The organism is Desulfovibrio sp. ZJ200 (assembly GCF_011039095.1).
Classification (GTDB): Bacteria; Desulfobacterota; Desulfovibrionia; order Desulfovibrionales; family Desulfovibrionaceae; genus Desulfovibrio.
Genome location: NZ_JAAKEH010000001.1, coordinates 112797 through 132644, shown reverse-complemented (window position 1 = coordinate 132644; position 19848 = coordinate 112797). Strand labels below are relative to the sequence as shown.

Here is a 19848-nt window from a genome sequence, read left to right as displayed (position 1 = left end):
TTTTCTTTTGTCCGCGCTAAATTTTCCCCATGAACAACACGACGACCGACCTGTGGGGGCAGGATATCGCCCTTGACGCCAGCGGACAAGCCCGCGTCGCCGCCAGCGGCGAGCTTGTGCTGACGGACGGTGTTGAAACCGGCGTCCAGGACATTGTGTTGCGGATTTTTACCCGGCTGGGCGGCCTGTTCTACGACACGTCCTTTGGGTCTTTGATTCACGACTGGATTCTGGAGGAGTCCACGGCGGCGAACCGGGCGGCCCTGGAAGCGGAAATCATCATGCGCGTGGAGGAAGACCCGCGTGTGGTTGTCGGCTCGGTGCGTTGCTCGGTGACGCGCTGGGATGAAACAAGCATCACGGCGCACGTCTTCTGGCGTTTCATCGACGAGGATACGCCGCTGAACCTGGTTTTGCGGTTCAACAAGCTGACAATGGAACTGGTGGTCGAAGATGTCCAGCCAAGAAATGACAGTTTTGCCGCGTGTTTCCCGAACGATTGAGGACGTCCGGGCCTCGGTCTTCGCCCATGTCGAGAAGGTGCAGGACGAGTTTGCCGCCAAAGGCTGGCTGCCCGCGCGGCTCAACCTCAACAAGGGCGTGGTGCGCGGTCTGCTGGAGATCTACTGCTGGGGCTACTGGCAGATCTACGCGCTCTTGCAGCGCCTGATGCAGCAGGCCGTTCCGGCCACGGCAACCGGCGACTGGCTGGACAGCCACGCCGCAAGCGTCAATCTCTCCCGCCGCCCGGCCACCAAGGCCAGGGGCAATGTGCGCTTTCTGCGCTCCTCCTCCCTTGCGGGCAATGTTGCCATCCCGGCCCGGCGCATTGTCCGCACTCTCCCGGACGGCATTGGCCAGGTGTACCGTTACAGCAGCCTGGCTGATGCCGTCCTGCCCGCCGACGCCGCCTGTGTGGACGTGCCGGTGGAGGCGGAGGACTACGGCGCGAGCGCCAACGCAAGCGCGGGACAGATTTGCGAACTGGTGACGCCGGTGGAAGGCATTGCCGGGGTGACGAATCCGGCGGACTGGCTGACGGAGGAAGGGGCGAACGAGGAGACGGACGCGCAGCTTCGGGAACGCTACGCCCTGCAATGGCAGGCGAACAACGGCTGCACCAAATACGCCTATATGGCCTGGGCCTTGTCCGTGCCGGGCGTGACCAGCGTCAGCATCCTTGACCGGCATCCGCGCGGCCAGGGTACGGTTGACGTTGTTGTCCGGGGCGCGGATGTGCTGCCCACCGAGGCGCTTCTGGAAAAAGTCCGCGCGGCCATAGCGCCCAACGTGCCCATCAACGACGACTGGCTGGTCAAAGGCCCAGCGGCCATTCCCTGCGCCATCAGCGGCGAACTTGAATACACCGGCGGCGATCCCGCCGCCATTGTGGCGCAGGCCGAGGCCCGCATCCGCGCGCTCTTTGCCGAAACCAGCCCGCTTGCGGACGTATCCGCCCTGCAAATCGGGCAGGACATGACCCCTGACCTTTTGACGCACACGGTCATGGCCGTGCCCGGCGTCAAGCGCGTCACCTGGGCAAGCCCGGCGCAGGCAGTCATCAGCGTTCCGGCGGACGGCGTGGCGCGGCTCGAATCCCTGGCGCTTTCCACCACGATGGCGGAGGAAATCTGATGGCTTCCGAGTTCTGGCGCTACTTCCGGGACGTGCTGCGCTGGCCCCTTATCCACACGCCGGGGCCGCTCTCCGCGCTCGTTCGGGGGAAGGCGCACAGCCTGGATGAAACGCGGGACGACATCCTGTATTTCCGCCAGCAATGGTTCCCGGAGCATTGCGAAGATGTTCTGATCCCCGGCTTTGGCACAAGCCGGGGACTGGTGCGCCATGTTCGGGAAAACGCCGCGCAATTCAGGCGGCGCGTCGTCAATGCCTATGCCTGGCACATGCTGGGCGGCAAGGTTCAGGGGCTGCCGCAAATCCTGCGCTTTTACGGTTTTGAAAGCCTGAAGATTGAGAATCTGCGGGACTATCAGCCCTCGCGCTGGGCGGAATTTCAGATCGGCCTCAAGGTTCCCGTAAGCCAGGCGGAGCAGGAAACCCTGCTCAACGATCTGGACGCGCTGATCTGGCTGGTCAACGAGTACAAGCCGGCCCGCTCGGTTCTGGCCAGAATCTACACCGATACCTACAACCTCAACCCGGCGGTCTGGAGCGGGGAAAAGAGCGCCCACGGCTGGAGCCAGGGCTTCTGGTCGCGTTTTTCCGGCGTTGATTATGAAAGCCAGGACAATCCGGGCGTGGTAGTCTCTTTCGGCATGGCCCATCGCTTCCAGTCGGAAGTGTGGAACGTGACCGGAGCCGGGCTGGGCATTGAAAGCTCCACCGGCTTTCTTGCGCCCTATCTTGATCGTCCCGTCTGGAGCCGCTCTTTCTGGAGCGAAGCGTATCCCCGCAACCACGGCTTTACCGTGGGCGAAATTGTCTCCCTGCACTGGTGCGTCCGCACCACGGCATCCTGGCCCTGGCATGGCGGCTGGGATCAAAGACCGTGGCAGAAGTCCGCCACCTGGGATCGCATCCTGCCCAGGTGGAAAATGCGGAAGCGCGAATGGGCCAGGGTGGAGGCGGTTTTCTCCTGGCCCGGTGACAGCAGGGAGCCGGGCGAGCCGGTATCCTTCAACGGCGACGGCACATGGGGCGACATCAACGCCTGCTATGGCCGCCCAACGGCCACCATCTATCAGGGCTCACGCTGGGGAGATGCGTGGGGCGCGAACCCCGGACGGCGGGAGCTGGAAATCCTGGAGAGATGGCGGAACAAAACCATTCTGGCCACACCTCCCGTGAGTCCTCGCGTCCCGGTGTGCGCCGGGGCTTCCCGGCAGACCTGCCGGACAAGCCCGCTACGCGGACGCGGCTGGCAAGGACAGTGGGGAAAACGGCGCTGGCTTGCCGATCTCTGTCCCGTCCGCGTGCAGTCTGTGGCCCGCGCCCAAATGGGCCGGCCAGAATCCCCACAGCCGCGTCTCGCCTCACATGCCGCACTTGCTCTGCCTGCGGCCACGCTCGCGCCGCAGCCCCCGCAGCAGGCCGTTCTCCACATCGCACATGTCCATGCGCAGCCGCTGCATGAAAAGGGCTGGCTCGGTTCCTATGCCAATCGGCGCTGGAGCGACTATCTCACCGAAATTTCAACAAGGAGCGACGCAGAATGAGTCTTGCAACCCTTACCAAAACAGGCCGGGCCGCCATCGCCCTGGCGCTTTCCTCGCGGCCCATCCATCTGGCCTGGGGCAGCGGTGACGCGGCATGGGACGGCGAAGATGCGACATTGCCCAGCCTGGTCAATGCCACCGCGCTCGTCAACGAGCTTGGCCGCAGAACGCCCGCCACCATCGGCTTTGTGGAGCCGGATGATGAGGGCGACATCGTTATCCCCGTGGCCGCCGGCGCGGACGGGGACGTGCAGGAGGCCCGCTACACGTCCGTTGCCGGGCCGAGCCCCTACCTCTACGTCCGCGTCAACTACAATTTCGCGGACGCCAGCAACGCCATCATTCGGGAAATCGGCGTGTTCATGGATACCGAAGTGAAAGAAGGTCTGCCGCCTGGGCAGCGTTATTTCCTGCCTTCCGACATCAAGAGCCCCGGCCTGCTGGTGGCCGCGCAGATTTTCCAGCCGCCCATCAACAGGTCTCCCAGCGTGCGCCAGACCATTGAATTTGTTTTGCCCATTTAGGGGGTACGCCATGCAGACCAACAACGGCAGAAAAATAGACAATTACTGGAACCGCTACGATCCTGCCAAAAGCTACACCGAGCTTCTTTTGCGGGACGGCTACGGCACCCAGGCGTCGGAGATGAACGAGCTGCAAAGCATCTTCGCGGCCCGCCTGAAGTCCCTTGGCGACAGTCTGTACAAGGACGGCGACATCATTTTGGACGCCCAGATCACGGTCAACGCCCGGACCGGGCAGGTCGTGGCCGAAGCCGGTCTTATCTATCTTGCGGGAGCCATCTGGCCGGTAAAGCAGGCAAGCCTTGTCATCCCCACCCGGGGCAGCGTGGCCGTGGGCATCCGGCTGAAAGAGGAGATCGTCTCCGAGCTGGAAGACCCGGCGCTGTACAATCCCGCCATCGGCTCACGCGGCGAGGGCGAACCCGGAGCCTGGCGCAGAAAGGTTGAAGCCGTGTGGACGCATGACGGCGACGCAAGCCTTGGCAACGGTGATTTTTACCCCGTTCATGCCATAGACGACGGCGTGCCCAGGGCCAGGGAAACCCCGCCCAACCTCGATTCCTTTAACCAGGGCATCGCCCGCTATGACCGCGATTCCACGGGCGGCGGAACGTATGTCTGCTCCGGTCTCGTCGTCCGCCAGGCCGAGGACGCCGAAGGCGGCGCACAGATCTACACCGTTTCCGAAGGGCGCTGCCGAGTGAACGGCTTTGGGGTTGAATTGCAGACCTCCCGCCGCGTGTCCTTTGACGCCCGGCCCGATTTGCGTTTTGTGGATACCGAGGTCATCGAGGCTGACGGCAGTCCGCGCCAGCGCATCAACGTGGCGCATCCGCCCATCCACAGCATTGCGGCCCTGCGCGTCACCCTGGAAAAGACGGCGAGCATCGTGCATGGCTCGTATTCCGGCTGTTCGGACGCGCTTCCTGATACCTCCGTCATGAGCATCGTCGAGGTGCGCCAGGGCGACACGGTCTATGAACCGGGCACGGACTACAAGCGCACAGGCGATGCGGTTGACTGGTTTCCGCCCGGCAATGAGCCTGCCCCCGGCTCCACGATTCAGGTCAAATATACCTACCTGGACAAGAGCCTTGAACCGGAAGACCTGGACTATGACGGCTTTTTCGTGTCCGGGGCCGTGGCGGGCAGCGGCATCATGGTCAGCTACAACCAGGCGCTGCCCCGCATCGACCGGCTGTGCCTCTCCTGCGAGGGCGTCTTTTCGTGGGTGCAGGGCGTCCCGGCGGAATACAACGCCAAAAGCCCGGCCGTGCCGGAAACGCTGCTGGCCGTGGCCAGCGTCCGCCAGACATGGAGATCGCCTGACAAGCGGCAGGTGATCAATGACGGCATCCGTGTCTACAGCTTCTCCGATCTGGAGATGCTGAACACCCGTCTGGAATACGCGCTCGGAGAGATTGCCCGGCAGCGTCTTGAGTCGGACGCCGCCACCCGCGAGGCCGGGGCGAAGGTCGGGCTGGCGGTCGATCCGCTTCTGGACGATTCCATGCGTGACCAGGGCATTGAGCAGACGGCGGCGATCGTCAATGGGTTTCTGACCCTGCCCATTACCGCGAGCGCCTATGGCCTTTCGGATGACATCCTGAAGGCCACCGCCCGCAATTTTTCCGTGTCCGTCCTGATTAATCAGCCTCTGCGTACCGGGGCAATGAAGGTCAACCCGTACATGGCATTCGCCATCCTGCCGGGCAGGGCAACGCTCACTCCGGCGGTTGACCGCTGGCTGGAACAGGCGTCCGCCTGGACAAGCCCTGTGACGCGCAGTTTTTACCGCCAGATATACGCGCCAAACCATCCGCAGCATGGCCAGACGGTGCGGGACGTTTCCTGGTCGACCGAAATGGCCGGAACCACGCAGCAGGCCATAAGCCATTTGCGGCAGATTGATGTGGCGTTTACTCTGGAGGGCTTCGGGCCGGGCGAAAACCTCACGGAAATCAGCTTTGACGGCGTGAGCGTCCAGCCCAAGGACGGCCCGCTCACAGCCGATGCCGAGGGCAAGATGGCCGGCGTTTTTACCATCCCGCCCAACATCCCCGCCGGGGCCAAGCTGGTGGAGTTTCGCGGCAATGGTTCCACGGCGCAGGCGACCTTTGTCGGTCAGGGCACGCTGGAGGTCACCACATACCGCTCCGTGCAAACCGTGACCAACACCAATATTGACCCTCTGGCCCAGACGTTCACGCTGGATGCCGCCGCCCAGGTGGCGGGAGCGGATCTGTGGTTTACCGCCAAGGGGCCTGCCGGGGTGCGTGTGCAACTCCGCGAATGCTCAAACGGGCTGCCCACCCGCACGGTTCTGGCCGAGGCCATTGTGCCGCCTGAAAACATTGTCGTTACCGGCGGCGGCCATACGCGCATCCTTTTTGATGCGCCTGTCGCTCTGGCCGCCGGCACGGAATACGCCCTGGTCATTCTTTGCAATGACGCGGACACGGCGCTTGCGGTGGCTGAAATGGGCGAATACGATGCTACCCATCAGCAATGGGTGGCCGCGCAGTCATACGTTGCCGGCGTTCTGCTTTCCTCCTCCAATGCCTCCACCTGGACGGCGCACCAGGCCCGCGATCTGACTTTCCGGCTCCTTGGGGCCGATTTCGCCTCCGGCGTGAACACGCTCACGCTTGGCGCGGCCACCGTCCAGGGCGCGACAGACCTGATCCTGCTTGCCCTGGCTGAAACCCCGTCCTCCCAGAGTCGTGTGGAGTACGAGCTGACACTGCCGGACGGCTCGATCATGACTGTGGCCGAGGATCAGCCGGTGCGCCTCCCCGCCGCGCAGACGGGGCAGATTCAGGTCAAGGCGAAACTCTCCGGCGATGTGACCGCAAGCCCGGTTCTCTGGCCAGGCTCGCAAATTCTGGCCGGCAGTCTGGAATCGGAAGGCACGTATTACGCCCGCAGCGTCAAGGCCACGGGCGCGACAAAGGCCATTCTCATTTATTGTGCGGAAATCCCCTCCGGCGCGTCGGTTGTGCCGGAAATCCAGCTGGACGGCGGCGAGTGGCGGGCCATGACGCCGGAGGCCACCACCCCGCAGGGGAATGGCTATGTGGAGTACACCTTCAGCAAGACGATTGCGCAGGCGGATATGGCGAAGCTGCGCCTTACCCTCAAGGGCACCATCAGCGCCCGGCCCATGCTCTATGACCTGCGCTTTATGACCGTGTAGGAGCCAGACCATGATAGACCGCAAGACAAACTACCTTGAACTGCCGTTGCCGGATGAAAAGAACATGCTGGAGGATGATTGCCCGCGCATCCGCCAGTCTTTGCAAAAACTGGACGCCCACGCCCGAACCACAGACACGGCCCTTGCCGCCTGTCTGACGCAGGCGGACGCCGCCGATGAAGCCATCACGGCCTTGCGGGAACGCGCCACGGCCACGGAACAGGCGCAGGCCATAACAGCGGCCTTGGTGACGGAACAGGGCCAGACGTTGCTCTCCCTTGGCACATCACTTGCCGCAAAGCTGGATGATGCTCCGCCCACTGCGGAGCGGCGCGGCGCCATCCGCGTGGGCGCGGGCCTGCATCTTGTGGAGGGCCGGAACGGCGAGACCGACGTGCTGGCCGTCACTCCCGAACTGGGCGGCAACCTCCAGCTCAACGCCGAGACGCTGATCACCGAGTCCTGTGAATGGGCCGCCCCAGTGACCGGCTGGTACCGCATCCAGATGTGCGGGGGCGGGGCGGGCGGCTATGCTCACACGGCAGGCGGCTCCATGCTTGTGTATTCCAACGCGCCCGGCGGCAGGATCGATACCTTCCGCTGGCTTGAAAAAGATGAAACTGTTTCAGTTGTCATCGGAACCGGCGGCACTCCGGTTACAAACGCGCAGGCGCAGCAGCCGGGTACAACGGCGGCAAATGAAGCCACCCATGGCGGAGACACGCATTTTGTCGACCTTGTTGCCAAAGGCGGGAGTTACACCAAGGCCCCGGACGACCTTGCCCACGGCGAGTGGGTCAACCCTGGGCAGGGCTGGATAACTTCCAGCACCAATAATAATTATGACATCAACGTCCCTTCGGTTTTTTGCCTTCGACAGTATGGATACGGCGGGGGCGGGCGCATCCGCTTTGATAATAACAATTCTTTCACTCCTGGCGGGCAGGGCGTTGTCATCCTTCAATACCACGACCCCGCAAAAGCCGTGAGCCAACAGACCGCACCCGCGCTCTTCTCGGCCCGGCGCATGGCAACACCGCTGGCGGCTGCCAATCCCGTGACCGTCAACCTCTACGACCCGGAAATCGGCCAGGGCTCGGTCTGGCGCGAGGAGGACGCGGAGACGAAGCTGGCCGAGGGGCTGATCTCACAAGAGGCGTGGGAAAAGATTTGCGCGGCAAAGGCGGCGGAAGAGCGCGCGGCATGGCTCGCGGACCCGGAGACCGAGGCCGAGCGCTTTGAGCTGCTGCGCATGGCCTGCGAGGCAAGGTTGACTGCTACAGACAAGCTGACAACCTCAGACTACCCCATAAGTGATGAGGACCGCGCAGCAGTCAACGCCTACCGCAAGGCCATCCGGGAGCTCAACCACCAGCCGGGAGCCCCCTGGGACGGCGGCGGCAAGCTGACCCCGTGGCCGGAAATGCCCACCATCACCAAGGTGACGGCATGATGCCGGGCGCGTCGGCCCAGGAGTGCCCCACCTGCGGGCACCGCCTGCGCCTCGCGCTCATTGGCGCCTCGTGTGGATGTGCCCGCTGTGCGGCCTCATCCGCCAGTAAATAGGCGTTCTTTGCTTCAGGCGTTGCGACGAAGGAAGCTACGGATGAAGACAGCAGTGAGCTACCTCAGCAGCCAGCCAACGCAACCGCTGTCGCCATCCGTGCTTCAGCCGTTGCCGCTTCAGCGGCTTACGGATGAAGACAGCAATTAGTTACTTGACATGCGACACAAAGAAATCGCTGTCGCTATCCGTAAGCGGCGGAGCCGCTAACGGCTACCGCAAGGCTCGCAGACTCGCCAACGGCTGGCGCGACAATCGCAGAGGGCTTTTTTGATGCGGCCCGGCGGATACGCCGCCGGGCTCGCAGTCAGAGATTAGATTTTCCTACAGAAGATGAACGTTTATGGAGTACGACATTTCTAAATATCTTATAGATAATAAATACTTATTGTTGGCGTAGGATTAGAAAAAATAGTTGAATTAAGTATAATATAAAGCCACTAAGGCCAACTGTTAGTCCAAATTTAATAATCGACGATATATAAGAAAGTATTTTTATAGGCATAGCTTTTCCGTCCTGCACAGTCTGGTTACAAAGCATAAGCCGCCATATAGTAAACCTATCCCATAAAGATGGACCCCCATCTAAACTTGTAACCTTCATATATGATATAAAATATTTAAAATGTTTTTCCAATAGGTTTGTTGTTATTTTCTCCGGCGAAAGATGTCGATTTAAGAAAATAAAATCTTCAATACGTGATGTATTTTCAGGTTTAGCCGGATATAATAGGCACGACACATAACCATCGTCATGGCGTTGATATAACATTGTCGTACCACATTCTACGAGTGATCTCCTCACCGTTCTGTCATAGAACCGTTCCCCGTAGAAATATTCAAAAATTGTTTTATCATTTCCACCGTATCTACCCTTTGGTGTAATATAAAATGAATAGTATTTGCTGAACGTAGTACCGTATTTGCTTTCTAAACCTTCGATAACTTCTTTCCCCGTTGCCTGGAATTTGCTAAATTCAGCGTAGCGTTCAGTCCGATTCATATTTTGCACCTTAATTTGCTATATAAGATTGTATCTAAATATTTACCGTTGATTGTTTAAAATTATTAATATCAAAATTCGGGTAGTCCGCCATGCCTCTTTCCACCGCAAATGCCTGAAACTGGTCTTTCAAATTAATTGGTATTTCAATACTGCCCCACTTATAGCTTGAAAGCTGTTTGCATGGGCATATATATAAATTATTGTGTCTTTTCCTCTCGGGTTGATCTTCGGCAAGCGCGTCCGACTCAAGATTGATTGTGATGGTGTAGTTACTGGGGATGAACAATTTTTCAGGCTCTTTCGTCAGGTCGAAGCACCACGCATTGGGATTCGCACATTTTAATGATTTAAAATAGCAGTCAAGCCATCGTATGCTATAAATATGGCCTATCTCCTTCTGCCTTACGAAAAGGTGGGCTGTTTTCCATTCTTGCGTGATATGGCAAATGGAGGCGAGGATGCGGATAGAGTATTCCTTGAGCAGGAAGGCGGCGATATAATAATCTTTGCCCTCGCTGACTCCTTCCGCCTTTTGGCAGAGCGCCCAGACAAAGGGCCACTGAGGGGAACGCGGCGAAACAAAGACGAGGACGGCAAAATAGTCAGGGTTCGTAATGAATTTGGCCGATTCAACAGGCAGCATGGCACGAAAAGGTGGTCAGGTTTTTGGGGCGATTATGACCTCTAACTGAGCTAAATACTAGGGGAAAGCCAAGAAGGCATAACAGGAAAATACGTTATGCTGCCATCAGCCGCAATCCCTAATTCTCATTCTTCGTGACAATTTTTCTTGACAACTAGCTAAAAGCTAGTTTTATACTTTCACCAACAGGAGGTGAAATGCCACGGAAGCAGGTCAATTTCCCTGTTACCGATGAGGAGCATGAGCAAATCAAGCAGCTTGCGAAAAAGGAGCGGCGAAGCGTCAAGCAGCTCGTATTGAGCGCCTTTGACAAGCTCTATCCAAACTGGAACGGGGACAAAAAAGAAAACAGCCCGGAAAAGCGGTAGCGACGCTCGACCGGGCCTAACCAACCACTACGCTGGAGGTAGTGAAAATGGCTGAAAACAGCCTATCTCTAACCACGTCCATCGTCAATGAAAACGACCTGAAATTCGTTGATAACAATGGACAAATCCTCTTTTCCTCGGAAGAAATCGGCCGTCAACTCGGCTACGCCAAGCCCGCCAAATCCGTCAATATCCTCTTCAGCAGAAATCAGAAAGAATTGAGGGGTTACGCAGTTGGCATCAAGGTGATGTCTACTGACGGAAAGCGCTATGAAGTGCGCCATTTCACCGAAGAAGGCGTCTATATCCTCTCCATGCTGGCGAACACGCCCCGCGCGCGGGATTTCCGGGCCATGCTGGCCCGGCTCTTGCGCGAGCTTAGGGAACGCCGCGTGGAGCTCGCCCGCGAGGCCGGCTACCGTCAGGGGCTGGACGAAGGCCAGTCCTTCCCCGTGGTGGAGGCACAGCGCAAGGCCGCGTACCTTGCCGGCTTGCGCGAGGCCGACCGCATCTGGCGGCGCACCAACAGCCCACGGGCGCTTCGGCGCATGGTGGAGCTTCGGCGCATGGGCTGCACCTGGCGGGAAATCGGCAAGACCGTGGGCGCTTCGCCCGAGGCCGCGCGCAAGCGCGTGGAGCGCGCCCGCCAGCGCGGGGGCGTGCTGTGAGCGCCGTGGCCGGGAAGGTGCCCGGCACTGTGGTTGACGGCATCTATGAACTGGAAGAACGCGCGGCCTTCCTCGCCGTGGCCTGCGCCGCCCTGGCGCACAAGCCGGACGCCACCGTGGCCCTGTTGCATGACAAGGCGCTCCGCGGCCTTGAGTGGTGGACGCGGGATATTGAAGAAGGGCTGAACATCCTCCATGACCTGGTGAGCGGGGACAAGTAAGCAGCGCCAGGGGCCGCTCCGCAAGGGGCGGCCCTTCAAATATTCCCCCCTGAAAATTCTTCGCATGGTTCGCGCCCTTTGCGGGCGTGGATTCCTTCTTTCAGGTATTCCTACAGGGCAACCCGAAATCGCGGCGCACATGGCCGCACAACGCATGGAGGATTCAATCATGGAAGACAAGCAGGAAACCGGCCGCAAGTATGTGCCCTTCACCCACGCTTTTGAAGACCCCTGGGCCGGGGAATCCGCGGACGAGGCGCAGGGCGTTTCCCTGACGTTCCGTTTCGCCAAGCCGACCAAAACGCAAATTCAGCGATTGCAGGACAAGGCGGCCAAAAACCCCGCGCAGGCCGCCAAAAACCTCCTTTTTGACGTGATTCATCCCGATGATCGCCAGGCGTTCACGGAGCGTCTGGAGGAGTATCCCGGCATCGCCACATCCTTTGCCTCGGCCATCATCAAGGGCGTGGGCATCAGCGCCGACCTGGGAAACTGACGGAGCCGGACGGCTACGGCCAGGGCGACGCCCTGATCCTGTTCTGGCTGCATTGCGCTCCGGCTGATGGCCTGGAGGACTGGCTGGAACAGGTGCGCCGGGCCGTCTGGATGGAACGCCGCTTCTTTACAGGCATGGCCAACAGCTTCTGGGGCAAGCCCGCGAAGGACTAAACTATGGAGGTCTTTTCCGTATTCGCCACGCTTTCGCTGGTTGACCTTATCTCCGGGCCGCTGAGAAAAATCAAGGCAGCCATGAAAGCGGTGGACGGCGCAAGCCTCGGCCTTGGGGATCGCATGGGCAAGCTGGCCCTCGCAATGGGGCCGGTTGCCTTTGCCTCCGGGGTCATGCTCGGCGCGTTCGGCAAATGCGTAGCAACCGCCGCCGGGTTTGAAGACCAGATCGCCAGGGTCGGCGCTGTCTCCCGCGCTACCGGCCCGGAACTCAAGGCGCTGGAGGCGAAGGCGCGCGAACTGGGCGCTACGACGCAGTTTACGGCCGTCCAGGTGGGCGAGGCGGAACAATATCTCGCAATGGCCGGTTTTTCGGCCAGGCAGAATATAGACGCGCTCCCCGGCGTTCTCAATCTGGTCGCCGCCACCGCCACAGACCTTGGCCGGGCCGCGGACATCTCCTCCGACATCCTCGGCGCTTTCGGCATGGAAGCCGCCGAAATGGGCCGCGCGGCGGACGTGCTGGCCATGACCTGCGCCACGGCCAACACGAATATGGAGCTTCTGGGCGACACCATGAAATACGTCGCCCCTGTGGCCCGAACCGCCGGTCTGTCCATTGAGGAAACCGCCGCAATGGCGGGCCTGCTGGGCAATGTGGGCATCAAGGGCAGCCAGGCCGGCACCACGCTCAAGGCCATGCTCAACAAAATGGCCGCGCCCAGCAAGGAAGCAACGGAGCTTCTGCAAAGGCTGGGCGTGACGCTCCAGGATCAGGCGGGCAACCTCAAAAGCCCGGTGGGCATCCTGGGCGAGCTTGCGGCAAAGCTCCAGGGCATGGGCAGCGCCCAGCAGATAGCGGCCATGAAAACCGTGGTCGGCGAGGAAGCCATTGCCGGTTTCGCGGAGTTGATCAAAAAGGGCGGCACCGGCGCTCTGGTTGAATATATTCAGAAAATCAGGGAATCCGGCGGGGCCTGCGACAAGATGGCCGCGCAGATGAACGATACCCTGGCCGGCTCCATGCGCAGCCTCGGTTCCGCCTGGGAATCCCTGCAAATCACCATCGGCAAGGTCTTTCTGCCCGTTGTCCGCGCCGTGGCGGATGCCCTGACCGGGCTTCTCCGCCTGTTTGACCGGTTCGCGCAGACAAGGGTAGGGGCGGCAGTTCTCAAAATTGCCGGTACGCTGGCAACGGCGGTCATTGCCGTAACCGCCTTTGCCGCCGGAATGTGGGCCGTCACCAGGGCCGCGCCCTTTGTGGGCAAGGTTTTTCTGGGCATCAAGACCGCGCTGCTGGGCCTGGGCGCGCCCGTATGGGCGCTCATCGCCGTTGCCGGGCTGCTCTATGCGGCCTGGAAAACGGATTTTGGCGGCATCGCCACGCTGCTTTCCGGCTGGTGGCAAAAAATCAAGCTGGTTGTGCGCGGTGTCATCGCCATTTTCGACAGCCTCAAGGGCAGCGTGTTCACCATCAGGGGCGAACTGGCGCAGGACATCAGCGCCGCCGGGCTGGAAAATCTGGTCATCAATGTCGCCAAAATCTGCTACCGCATCAAGGAATTTTTCGCCGGGATATGGGATGCCCTGAACTTCGATGGCGTCACCACGGCCCTGGCTCCGGCCATTCTCAAAATCCGTGACCTTTTTGATTCCCTGGGCGAACTGATAGGCAGGGTATTCGGCGGCGAAATGCGGGGCGCGGCGGCGGACGCGCGCGGTTTGGGCGAAATCCTGGGCACCTTTCTTTCCTGGGCGCTGGAGGGCGTGGCCACAGTCATTGCCAACGTGGTGCGCGGCATTGATACCCTGATTGCCATATTCCGTGGCGTTATCGCGCTCCTGACCGGGGACTGGGCAACGGCGGCGGAAATGGGCCGCCGGATATGGGACAATTTCTGCGATTCCCTGATGGCCTTTGCCGACTTTTTCAGGATTGGCGACTGGATACGCGACGCCTGGGCGCAGGCTATGGAATGGCTTTCAGGCATCAACCTGTTTGATTCCGGCCTGCGCCTGATTGACACTCTGAAAGAGGGCATCCTGTCCGCCGCCTCCGGCCTGGTGGATTCCGTCAAGGGCGTCTTCCAGAAGGTGCGCAATCTCCTGCCCTTCTCGGACGCGCGGGAGGGGCCGCTCTCCACCCTTACGCTCTCCGGTTCACGCCTGATGACCACGCTTTCCGAGGGCGTGAACGCCGGTTTTCCCTCCCTCCTGCAAAACATCAGCGGCAAGTTCCAGAGCATCCGGGACGGTCTGGGCAACTGGTGGGGCAGTCTCTGGGGCAATGAGCAGACGCCGGAAATCAGGCCGCAGGCCCCGAAAATCCCGGCCGCCCCCGACATGCCGCAGGAAGTGGCCGAGGCGAAAGAGCGCCAACTGACAGGCAGACGGCAGGACGCGGCCGGGCAGACCTGGACCGTGCATATCGCCAATATCACCTTGCCGAATGTCCAGAACGGCAGGGATTTTTGCAGCGAGCTTGACGCCGCGATATTGGAAAAAACGGGGGCGCTGGCATGAAATCCGGCGCGATCTTTGCGCCCTGCGGCGTCAGGCTTTGCTTTTGCTGCGGGTCATGGACAAAAAGAGTCCACTCCCCACGCAAAAGCGCGCCTTCCTTGCATGGCATCAAAGCTTGCGCCGGATGGGAGCGTTCAGCATGAAGTTGCTTACCTTTGAAGACGGCATTGTCCGCATTGACGGCGAGGTATTGCCGGGCATTCTGGACAGTCTGCGCGTGGGCTGCTCCGTGCGTTTTGACGAACAGAAGGTGGACAAAGCCAGCGGCAAGAAAAAGACCCCGCAGGGCTGGGAGGATGCCGACATCAGCCTTTCGCTCTATCTCACCACAGACGAAACCGGCACTTGTTATGACAAGCTGGGCATCCTGAACGACTACTTCAAAAAGGCGGACGGCAAGGCCAATCCGCAGATTTTCACAGTGACCAACCGACACCTTCTGGCGCGTGGCGTCCGGCGCGTGGTCTTCGCCAAACTGGACAGCGCGGAAAACATGCAGACGGACGAAATCAAGGCATCGCTGGCCTTTGTGGAACACAATCCGCCCATACTCAAGGTTGAACGGGCTGCGGCCAAAACGCCCACGCCCGGCGAACTGAAAGACCAGAGCAACCAGGCCAACAAGGGAAATGATCCGGCCAGGGACGAATCCGGGCCGCAGGCGATCATAGGAGGCAATTTGCAATGATGTGTGCATGGCCGGTATTTGCCCGCATGGATGCGGGCAACCGCGTAGCGGAGCGCCGCAAGCGCCGCGTCACTTGCAAGCGACCCCGAGGGTCGCGCAAGGACGCGCGACCGAGGGGTATCTGTGATTGAAGGGCTGAATATACGCTGCAACGTGGGCCCGGCGCAGATTCTGCGCAGCCCGCTCATTGAGCTTGTGTTCCGGCGCAGCGCGGTTGTCAGCCGGGCCAAAGTCGCCATCCCGGACCCGGAAGGGCAGGTGCGGGCGCGGCTTGCCGTCGGGCAGCCGGTAGCGTTGCGCTTCGGCTATCGCGGCGAGGCCAATTACTGGCAGGAATGGCAAGGCACGATTGAGAATATCGGCCAGCCCGGCGCGGATGCCGAAGACGCGGACGCCCTTACAGTGCAGGCCGTGGGCAGGGAAAAGGCCCTGGTCACAACCACGGTCAGGGAATCGTTCTATCGCGAGCCGGCGGACGCTGTGGCGAAACGGCTCCTGGCCGCAACCGGCCTGCCCGTGGGCAGGGTGGACGTGCCGCAGGATATTTTGCCGTATCAGGTCTTTTCCGGCGTGTCCGTGGCGCGGGCAATCAGGCAGCTTTCCGCCACGCTGGAACGCGCCTTCGGCCATGACATGAGCCGCCATGCCGTATGGCTGGGGGCAAGCGGCCTCACCTGGAGCGCGGGTGACGAACCCGGCCCGGCCTGCGGCATCCGCACCTGCGAAACCCTGATCGCCCACGAGCCGCCGCAGACCCCGGACGGCGTGGGCGTGGTCGTTTCCGTCCTGCAACCGGGCCTGACGCACAGCCGCCTTGTCCATATCACGGACACCCGGCGCGGCCTGGACCTCACAACCCGCGCCCTGGCCGTGGTTCATACCCTCAAGGACGGCGGCAACTCGACAACTGTTACCTACGGCAAGGACCCCGGCTGGTGCTGATATGGAAGACAAAGAGGTCAAGCGCGATCTGTTTGAGACCTTCCGCAAAATGGTGGAACTGGCAATGCCCGATTTGCGCCATTATTACCGCATGACCAGAAAGGCGAAAGTGGTCGGCGTCTATGCTTCTGACGGCCAGTATTTTGCCGACGTGCAACCCCTGCGGAATGATGAAACGGTGGACGAAAACGAGCCTGTCGTGCCGCGCGTGGCTCTGCCCGTGCTGTGGGGCGGCCCGGATCGGGGCGTTGTCTGCCCGCCGCAGGAAGGGACGCTCTGCGACCTGGCCTATTATGACGGCGATCCGAACTATCCCTACATCTCCAATATCCGCTGGGGCATGGGCAAGAACGCGCCCAGGGCGGCCATCAATGAATTTGTCATCCAGCTTGAGAACGGCTGCGAAATCAGAATCGACAAGGAAAAGCAGGTCGTGACCCTCACGCCGGAAAATGTGAAGACCAAGGCGGGCAAGGTCTGGACCGTGGAGGCAAAAGAAGTGCTGGTGCGCGGCGCGGAAAAGGTGACCATCGAAGCCCCGGAGATTTTCCAGAACGGCAACGTCACCACGCGCGGCCAGGGCGGCGGTTCCGGCACGGTGGACGAAACGGCCAACCGCACCCAGCGCGGCAACCTGACCATCAACGGCAATCTGTCCGTCAACGGCAACGTCAACTGCTCCGGCACGTCCACGGCGGCCAGTCGCGCCGGAGCGCCCATCTAGAGCATTTTCTGATTGAAAATATTCATTTTCAATCACTTCGCTGCCATCATTTCGCGTCCAGAACGCGGTCTGGACGCTCATTCGGCGCGGGCGCCAGCTAACGCTGTCGCCAGAGCGTTTCGCTAATTTCATTAGCAAAACGCTCTAAAAGCCGGAGCCCGGCTATTGCGGCACGGTCTGGAGTATTTTGCGCGCAGCCAGCCAGTCGGCCATGCCCAGGCGTATGCGTTGCAGACGGGCGGCCAGGGATTGCAGGTCCCGGGCCGCAGGGCAGCCCGGCGCAAAGCGCATCAACGGTTGCTGGCGGCACACGGCCTCGGGCAGCTTGTTGTCATTGCGCACATGACCCAGCAACACAGGCTCCAGATGCAGAAAATGGCGGCAGGCTCCATCAAGCTTTTCAAAAGAAGCCTGCGCCTCCCCGGGCGAGGCCACCTGGTTGACCAGGACCATAAAATCCCGCATGCCGAAACGGTTATGGAGCACCTTGATCAGGGCATAGCTGTCCGTCAGCGAGGTGGGTTCGGGCGTGATGACCACGATGCGCGCCGCGGCCATGGCCGCGAAGGTCTGCACGGTCTCGGAGATGCCCGCGCCCAGATCCATGAAGATATAGTCGTAGTTGCCGAGCACAGGCTCCAGGCGCTGCAGCAGCAAGTCGCGTATATCCGGGCTCATTTCCGTGAGCTCGGGCACGCCCGAGGCTGCCGGCAGCACGTCAAAGCCCTCAGGTTCCACCGGGTAGAGCACTTCGCTCAACGCCGCCTCGCCCAGGAGGGCGTTCTGCAAATTGCCTTCCGGCGTGATGCCCAGGAGCACGTCCAGGTTGGCCAGGCCCAGATCGCAATCCATGAGCAGGGCCTTGAAGCCCGCCTGGTAAAGCGCGCAGGCCAGATTAAGAGAAACATTGGTTTTGCCGACCCCGCCTTTGCCGCTCAAGACCGCTACGCTCAATGTGCTGTTCAGTGCCATGATTATTCTCCACCGAAAAAAAGAAAACGTTTTTCACTGGAATGCACCAGGGTGGAGCGCTCATTCAGGGGGGTGCTCGTCTCCAGGTGGATATGCACGCCCTGTTGCTGCAGAGCCGTATTCAGGGCCTCATTGGCCTTGCCCAGCAGATCCTTGGCGCACATTGTGGTGTCGTGGGGCAGGCAGGTGATGCCCAGGGCGCAGACGGGCCCTTCCCCGGCCGATATGCCGCCCTGCGGAAACAGGGGCCGGGCCTGCGCCGCAAAGGCCGTTTGCAGGTTTTCCGCCAGCAGCCGGGCTTTGAACAGGCCCACGCCCGGCAAAAGCAGGGCATAGCGTCCGGGCCCCAGACTGCCCAGGCTGTCGCAGGCCTCCAGACCTTCGTGCAGGGTTTCGGCCAGCAGGCTTTCCAGTCGCTTCAGCGTGCCCTCGCCCAAAGCCACGAGCAGCCGCTGGCGCTCGCACAGGGCCGCGCAGATCAGGGTCAGCTCCCCGCCGCTGCGGGTGAGCCGGAGGATCTCGCGGTTAAGCTGGGCTGTGAAGAGTTCCACTGCCAGCGCCCTGGCCAGACTGTCCGGCGGCAGATCCGGGGGCAGCGGCCCCTGAACGTCCGGGCGCAGATCCGCCACCCGGCTCAGCGCATGGTTTTCGGACAAGGGCAGGGCGCACCATTGGCTGGAGGGAAAGGATCGGCAGAATTCCTGCCAGCGGTTCCGGGACAGGCCCCGGACCAGCCGGACCACGAGCATGGCCTCGCGAGCCTGCGCTCCTGCGTCCTTGCAGGGCTCCTGACGCAGGGATTGCAGCTCGCGGGCCAGGGACTCGAATTCAGCGTTGCTGTTCATGGCGGTACAAAAGGTAGTCGTGTTGGAATTGATCTATCTGGCCGTCAAGGACTGCGTCCACGTCGCCGGTCTCGGAGCCGGTGCGGTGGTCTTTGACCAGGCGGTAGGGTTGCAGGGTATAGGTCCGAATCTGGCTGCCAAAGGCGATGGCGTCCTTGCCCGCGTACTGGGCCTGCCGCTCGGCTTCGCGCTTCTGCACTTCCAGATTGTAGAGGCGGGCCCGCAGCACGCGCAGCGCGGTCTCCTTGTTGTGATGCTGCGACTTTTCATTCTGGCACTGGGCGGAAATGCCGGTGGGCAGGTGGGTCACGCGCACCGCGGAGCTGGTGGTGTTTACGCTCTGGCCGCCGGGGCCGCTGGAGCGGAAAATGTCGACGCGCAGATCCGACTCCTTGATGTCCAGCTCAATATCCTTGCCCGCATCCGGGATCACGTCCACCGAGGCAAACGAGGTATGCCTCCGACCGGAAGAGTCAAAGGGGGAGATGCGGATCAGCCGGTGAATGCCGCGCTCGCTCTTCAAAAAGCCGAAGGCGTGCGGGCCCGCGATGCGCAGGGTGACGCTCTTTATGCCCGCCTCGTCGCCGGGCAGAAAGTCCATTTCCTCCACAGCGTATTTGCGCCGCGCGGCCCAGCGCGTATACAGGCGCAGGAGCATTTCGGCCCAGTCCTGTGACTCCGTGCCGCCGGCCCCGGGGTGGATTTCCAGGATGGCGTCCTGGCTGTCCTCCTCCGCGGAGAGCAGCATCACAAGCTCGGTCTCGTCCAGAAGCGCGGCGAGATCTTTCTGCTGCTGCTCCAGGGATTCCAGGGCTTCGGCTTCTTCGCTTTCCGAGGCCAGCGCCAGCCATTCCTGCATGTCGTCATGGCAGGTCCTGAGCCGGAGCAGGCGGTCGAGCTCATCTTCAAGACGGCTTTTTTCCTGCAGTACGGGGGTCAGGGCCTCGGGCTTGTCCCAGACGCCGGGGCGGGAAAGCTCCGCTTCGATCTCGCTCAGGCGTTTCTGGTCTGCGGCAGCGTCAAAGACGCCCCCAAAGGTTGTCAAAACGTTGCGACAGAGACTGGCAGGCAGCGCGCAAATCACTCAGGTGCAGCATAGCGGGTACAGTGGGTTAAAGG

The 19848-nt window shown here is 61.1% G+C and carries 19 protein-coding genes; 14 read left to right on the top strand and 5 right to left on the bottom strand.

Annotated elements, in window-relative coordinates; translation table 11 throughout:
• Positions 1 to 29 precede the first annotated feature (29 nt).
• Genes G7Y52_RS00535 through G7Y52_RS00510 form a run of 6 tightly spaced genes read left to right on the top strand, consistent with a single transcriptional unit; the run spans position 30 to position 8349 of the window.
• A complete protein-coding gene (locus G7Y52_RS00535; protein ID WP_165064442.1) occupies positions 30 to 503 on the top strand; it encodes a baseplate assembly protein in 474 nt (157 codons plus the stop codon).
• Positions 454 to 1635, top strand: coding sequence for a baseplate J/gp47 family protein (locus G7Y52_RS00530; protein ID WP_206215149.1), 1182 nt, complete (start codon positions 454 to 456; stop codon positions 1633 to 1635). Before G7Y52_RS00535 ends, G7Y52_RS00530 begins: the two co-directional genes overlap by 50 nt.
• The gene (locus G7Y52_RS00525; protein ID WP_165064440.1) at positions 1635 to 3176 is read left to right on the top strand and encodes a phage tail protein; all 1542 of its coding nucleotides are present in this window, start codon (positions 1635 to 1637) and stop codon (positions 3174 to 3176) included. Before G7Y52_RS00530 ends, G7Y52_RS00525 begins: the two co-directional genes overlap by 1 nt.
• Positions 3173 to 3700, top strand: a complete 528-nt coding sequence (locus G7Y52_RS00520; protein ID WP_165064437.1) for a hypothetical protein — start codon at positions 3173 to 3175, stop codon at positions 3698 to 3700. The genes G7Y52_RS00525 and G7Y52_RS00520 overlap by 4 nt, the downstream gene beginning before the upstream one ends.
• A 10-nt stretch (positions 3701 to 3710) precedes the next feature.
• On the top strand, positions 3711 to 6896 hold the full coding sequence (locus G7Y52_RS00515; RefSeq protein WP_165064435.1) for a DUF4815 domain-containing protein: 3186 nt from the start codon (positions 3711 to 3713) through the stop codon (positions 6894 to 6896).
• A gap of 10 nt (positions 6897 to 6906) precedes the next feature.
• Complete coding sequence (locus tag G7Y52_RS00510; protein WP_165064432.1) at positions 6907 to 8349, top strand: phage tail assembly chaperone; 1443 nt, start codon at positions 6907 to 6909, stop codon at positions 8347 to 8349.
• A gap of 496 nt (positions 8350 to 8845) precedes the next feature.
• Here the strand turns inward: G7Y52_RS00510 and G7Y52_RS00505 are convergent, their stop codons facing one another.
• The gene (locus tag G7Y52_RS00505; RefSeq protein WP_165064429.1) at positions 8846 to 9463 is read right to left on the bottom strand and encodes a hypothetical protein; all 618 of its coding nucleotides are present in this window, start codon (positions 9461 to 9463) and stop codon (positions 8846 to 8848) included.
• Positions 9464 to 9497: 34 nt separating this feature from the next.
• Entirely contained in the window at positions 9498 to 10109 is a 612-nt protein-coding gene (locus tag G7Y52_RS00500; protein ID WP_165064427.1) for a hypothetical protein, read from the bottom strand.
• A gap of 197 nt (positions 10110 to 10306) precedes the next feature.
• Here G7Y52_RS00500 and G7Y52_RS00495 point away from each other — a divergent pair, with 197 nt between their 5' ends.
• The 8 genes from G7Y52_RS00495 (at position 10307) to G7Y52_RS00460 (ending at position 16912) form a co-directional block, all read left to right on the top strand.
• The gene (locus tag G7Y52_RS00495; protein ID WP_165064424.1) at positions 10307 to 10477 is read left to right on the top strand and encodes a hypothetical protein; all 171 of its coding nucleotides are present in this window, start codon (positions 10307 to 10309) and stop codon (positions 10475 to 10477) included.
• Positions 10478 to 10524: 47 nt separating this feature from the next.
• Positions 10525 to 11145 (top strand): Bro-N domain-containing protein, encoded by a 621-nt coding sequence (locus tag G7Y52_RS00490; protein ID WP_165064421.1) that lies wholly within the window; start codon positions 10525 to 10527, stop codon positions 11143 to 11145.
• Complete coding sequence (locus tag G7Y52_RS00485) at positions 11142 to 11366, top strand: hypothetical protein (RefSeq protein ID WP_165064418.1); 225 nt, start codon at positions 11142 to 11144, stop codon at positions 11364 to 11366. The genes G7Y52_RS00490 and G7Y52_RS00485 overlap by 4 nt, the downstream gene beginning before the upstream one ends.
• Positions 11367 to 11505: 139 nt before the next feature.
• Positions 11506 to 11862 carry a hypothetical protein gene (locus tag G7Y52_RS00480; protein WP_241159542.1) on the top strand — a complete coding sequence of 119 codons (357 nt, stop codon included), beginning with the start codon at positions 11506 to 11508 and terminating at the stop codon, positions 11860 to 11862.
• 176 nt (positions 11863 to 12038) lie between these two features.
• Positions 12039 to 14558, top strand: coding sequence for a phage tail tape measure protein (locus G7Y52_RS00475; RefSeq protein ID WP_165064414.1), 2520 nt, complete (start codon positions 12039 to 12041; stop codon positions 14556 to 14558).
• Between the two features lie 139 nt (positions 14559 to 14697).
• Positions 14698 to 15246 carry a hypothetical protein gene (locus tag G7Y52_RS00470; RefSeq protein ID WP_165064412.1) on the top strand — a complete coding sequence of 183 codons (549 nt, stop codon included), beginning with the start codon at positions 14698 to 14700 and terminating at the stop codon, positions 15244 to 15246.
• 123 nt (positions 15247 to 15369) lie between these two features.
• Positions 15370 to 16188, top strand: a complete 819-nt coding sequence (locus G7Y52_RS00465) for a hypothetical protein (protein WP_165064411.1) — start codon at positions 15370 to 15372, stop codon at positions 16186 to 16188.
• A gap of 1 nt (position 16189) precedes the next feature.
• Positions 16190 to 16912 carry a baseplate assembly protein gene (locus G7Y52_RS00460; RefSeq protein ID WP_165064409.1) on the top strand — a complete coding sequence of 241 codons (723 nt, stop codon included), beginning with the start codon at positions 16190 to 16192 and terminating at the stop codon, positions 16910 to 16912.
• A gap of 162 nt (positions 16913 to 17074) precedes the next feature.
• On the opposite strand, the gene G7Y52_RS00455 is transcribed toward G7Y52_RS00460, so the two are convergent.
• From G7Y52_RS00455 to prfB, 3 genes are all read right to left on the bottom strand, one after another.
• Positions 17075 to 17884 (bottom strand): MinD/ParA family protein, encoded by an 810-nt coding sequence (locus G7Y52_RS00455; protein WP_206215148.1) that lies wholly within the window; start codon positions 17882 to 17884, stop codon positions 17075 to 17077.
• 2 nt (positions 17885 to 17886) lie between these two features.
• Positions 17887 to 18729, bottom strand: a complete 843-nt coding sequence (locus G7Y52_RS00450; protein WP_165064407.1) for a GGDEF domain-containing protein — start codon at positions 18727 to 18729, stop codon at positions 17887 to 17889.
• Positions 18713 to 19826, bottom strand: a protein-coding gene (gene prfB, locus G7Y52_RS00445) for a peptide chain release factor 2 (protein ID WP_165064405.1) whose coding sequence is annotated in 2 segments (ribosomal slippage) — positions 18713 to 19750 and positions 19752 to 19826 — 1113 coding nt in all. Because the reading frame shifts where the segments join, the coding sequence is not laid out codon by codon here. The genes G7Y52_RS00450 and prfB overlap by 17 nt, the downstream gene beginning before the upstream one ends.
• Positions 19827 to 19848: the final 22 nt, after the last annotated feature.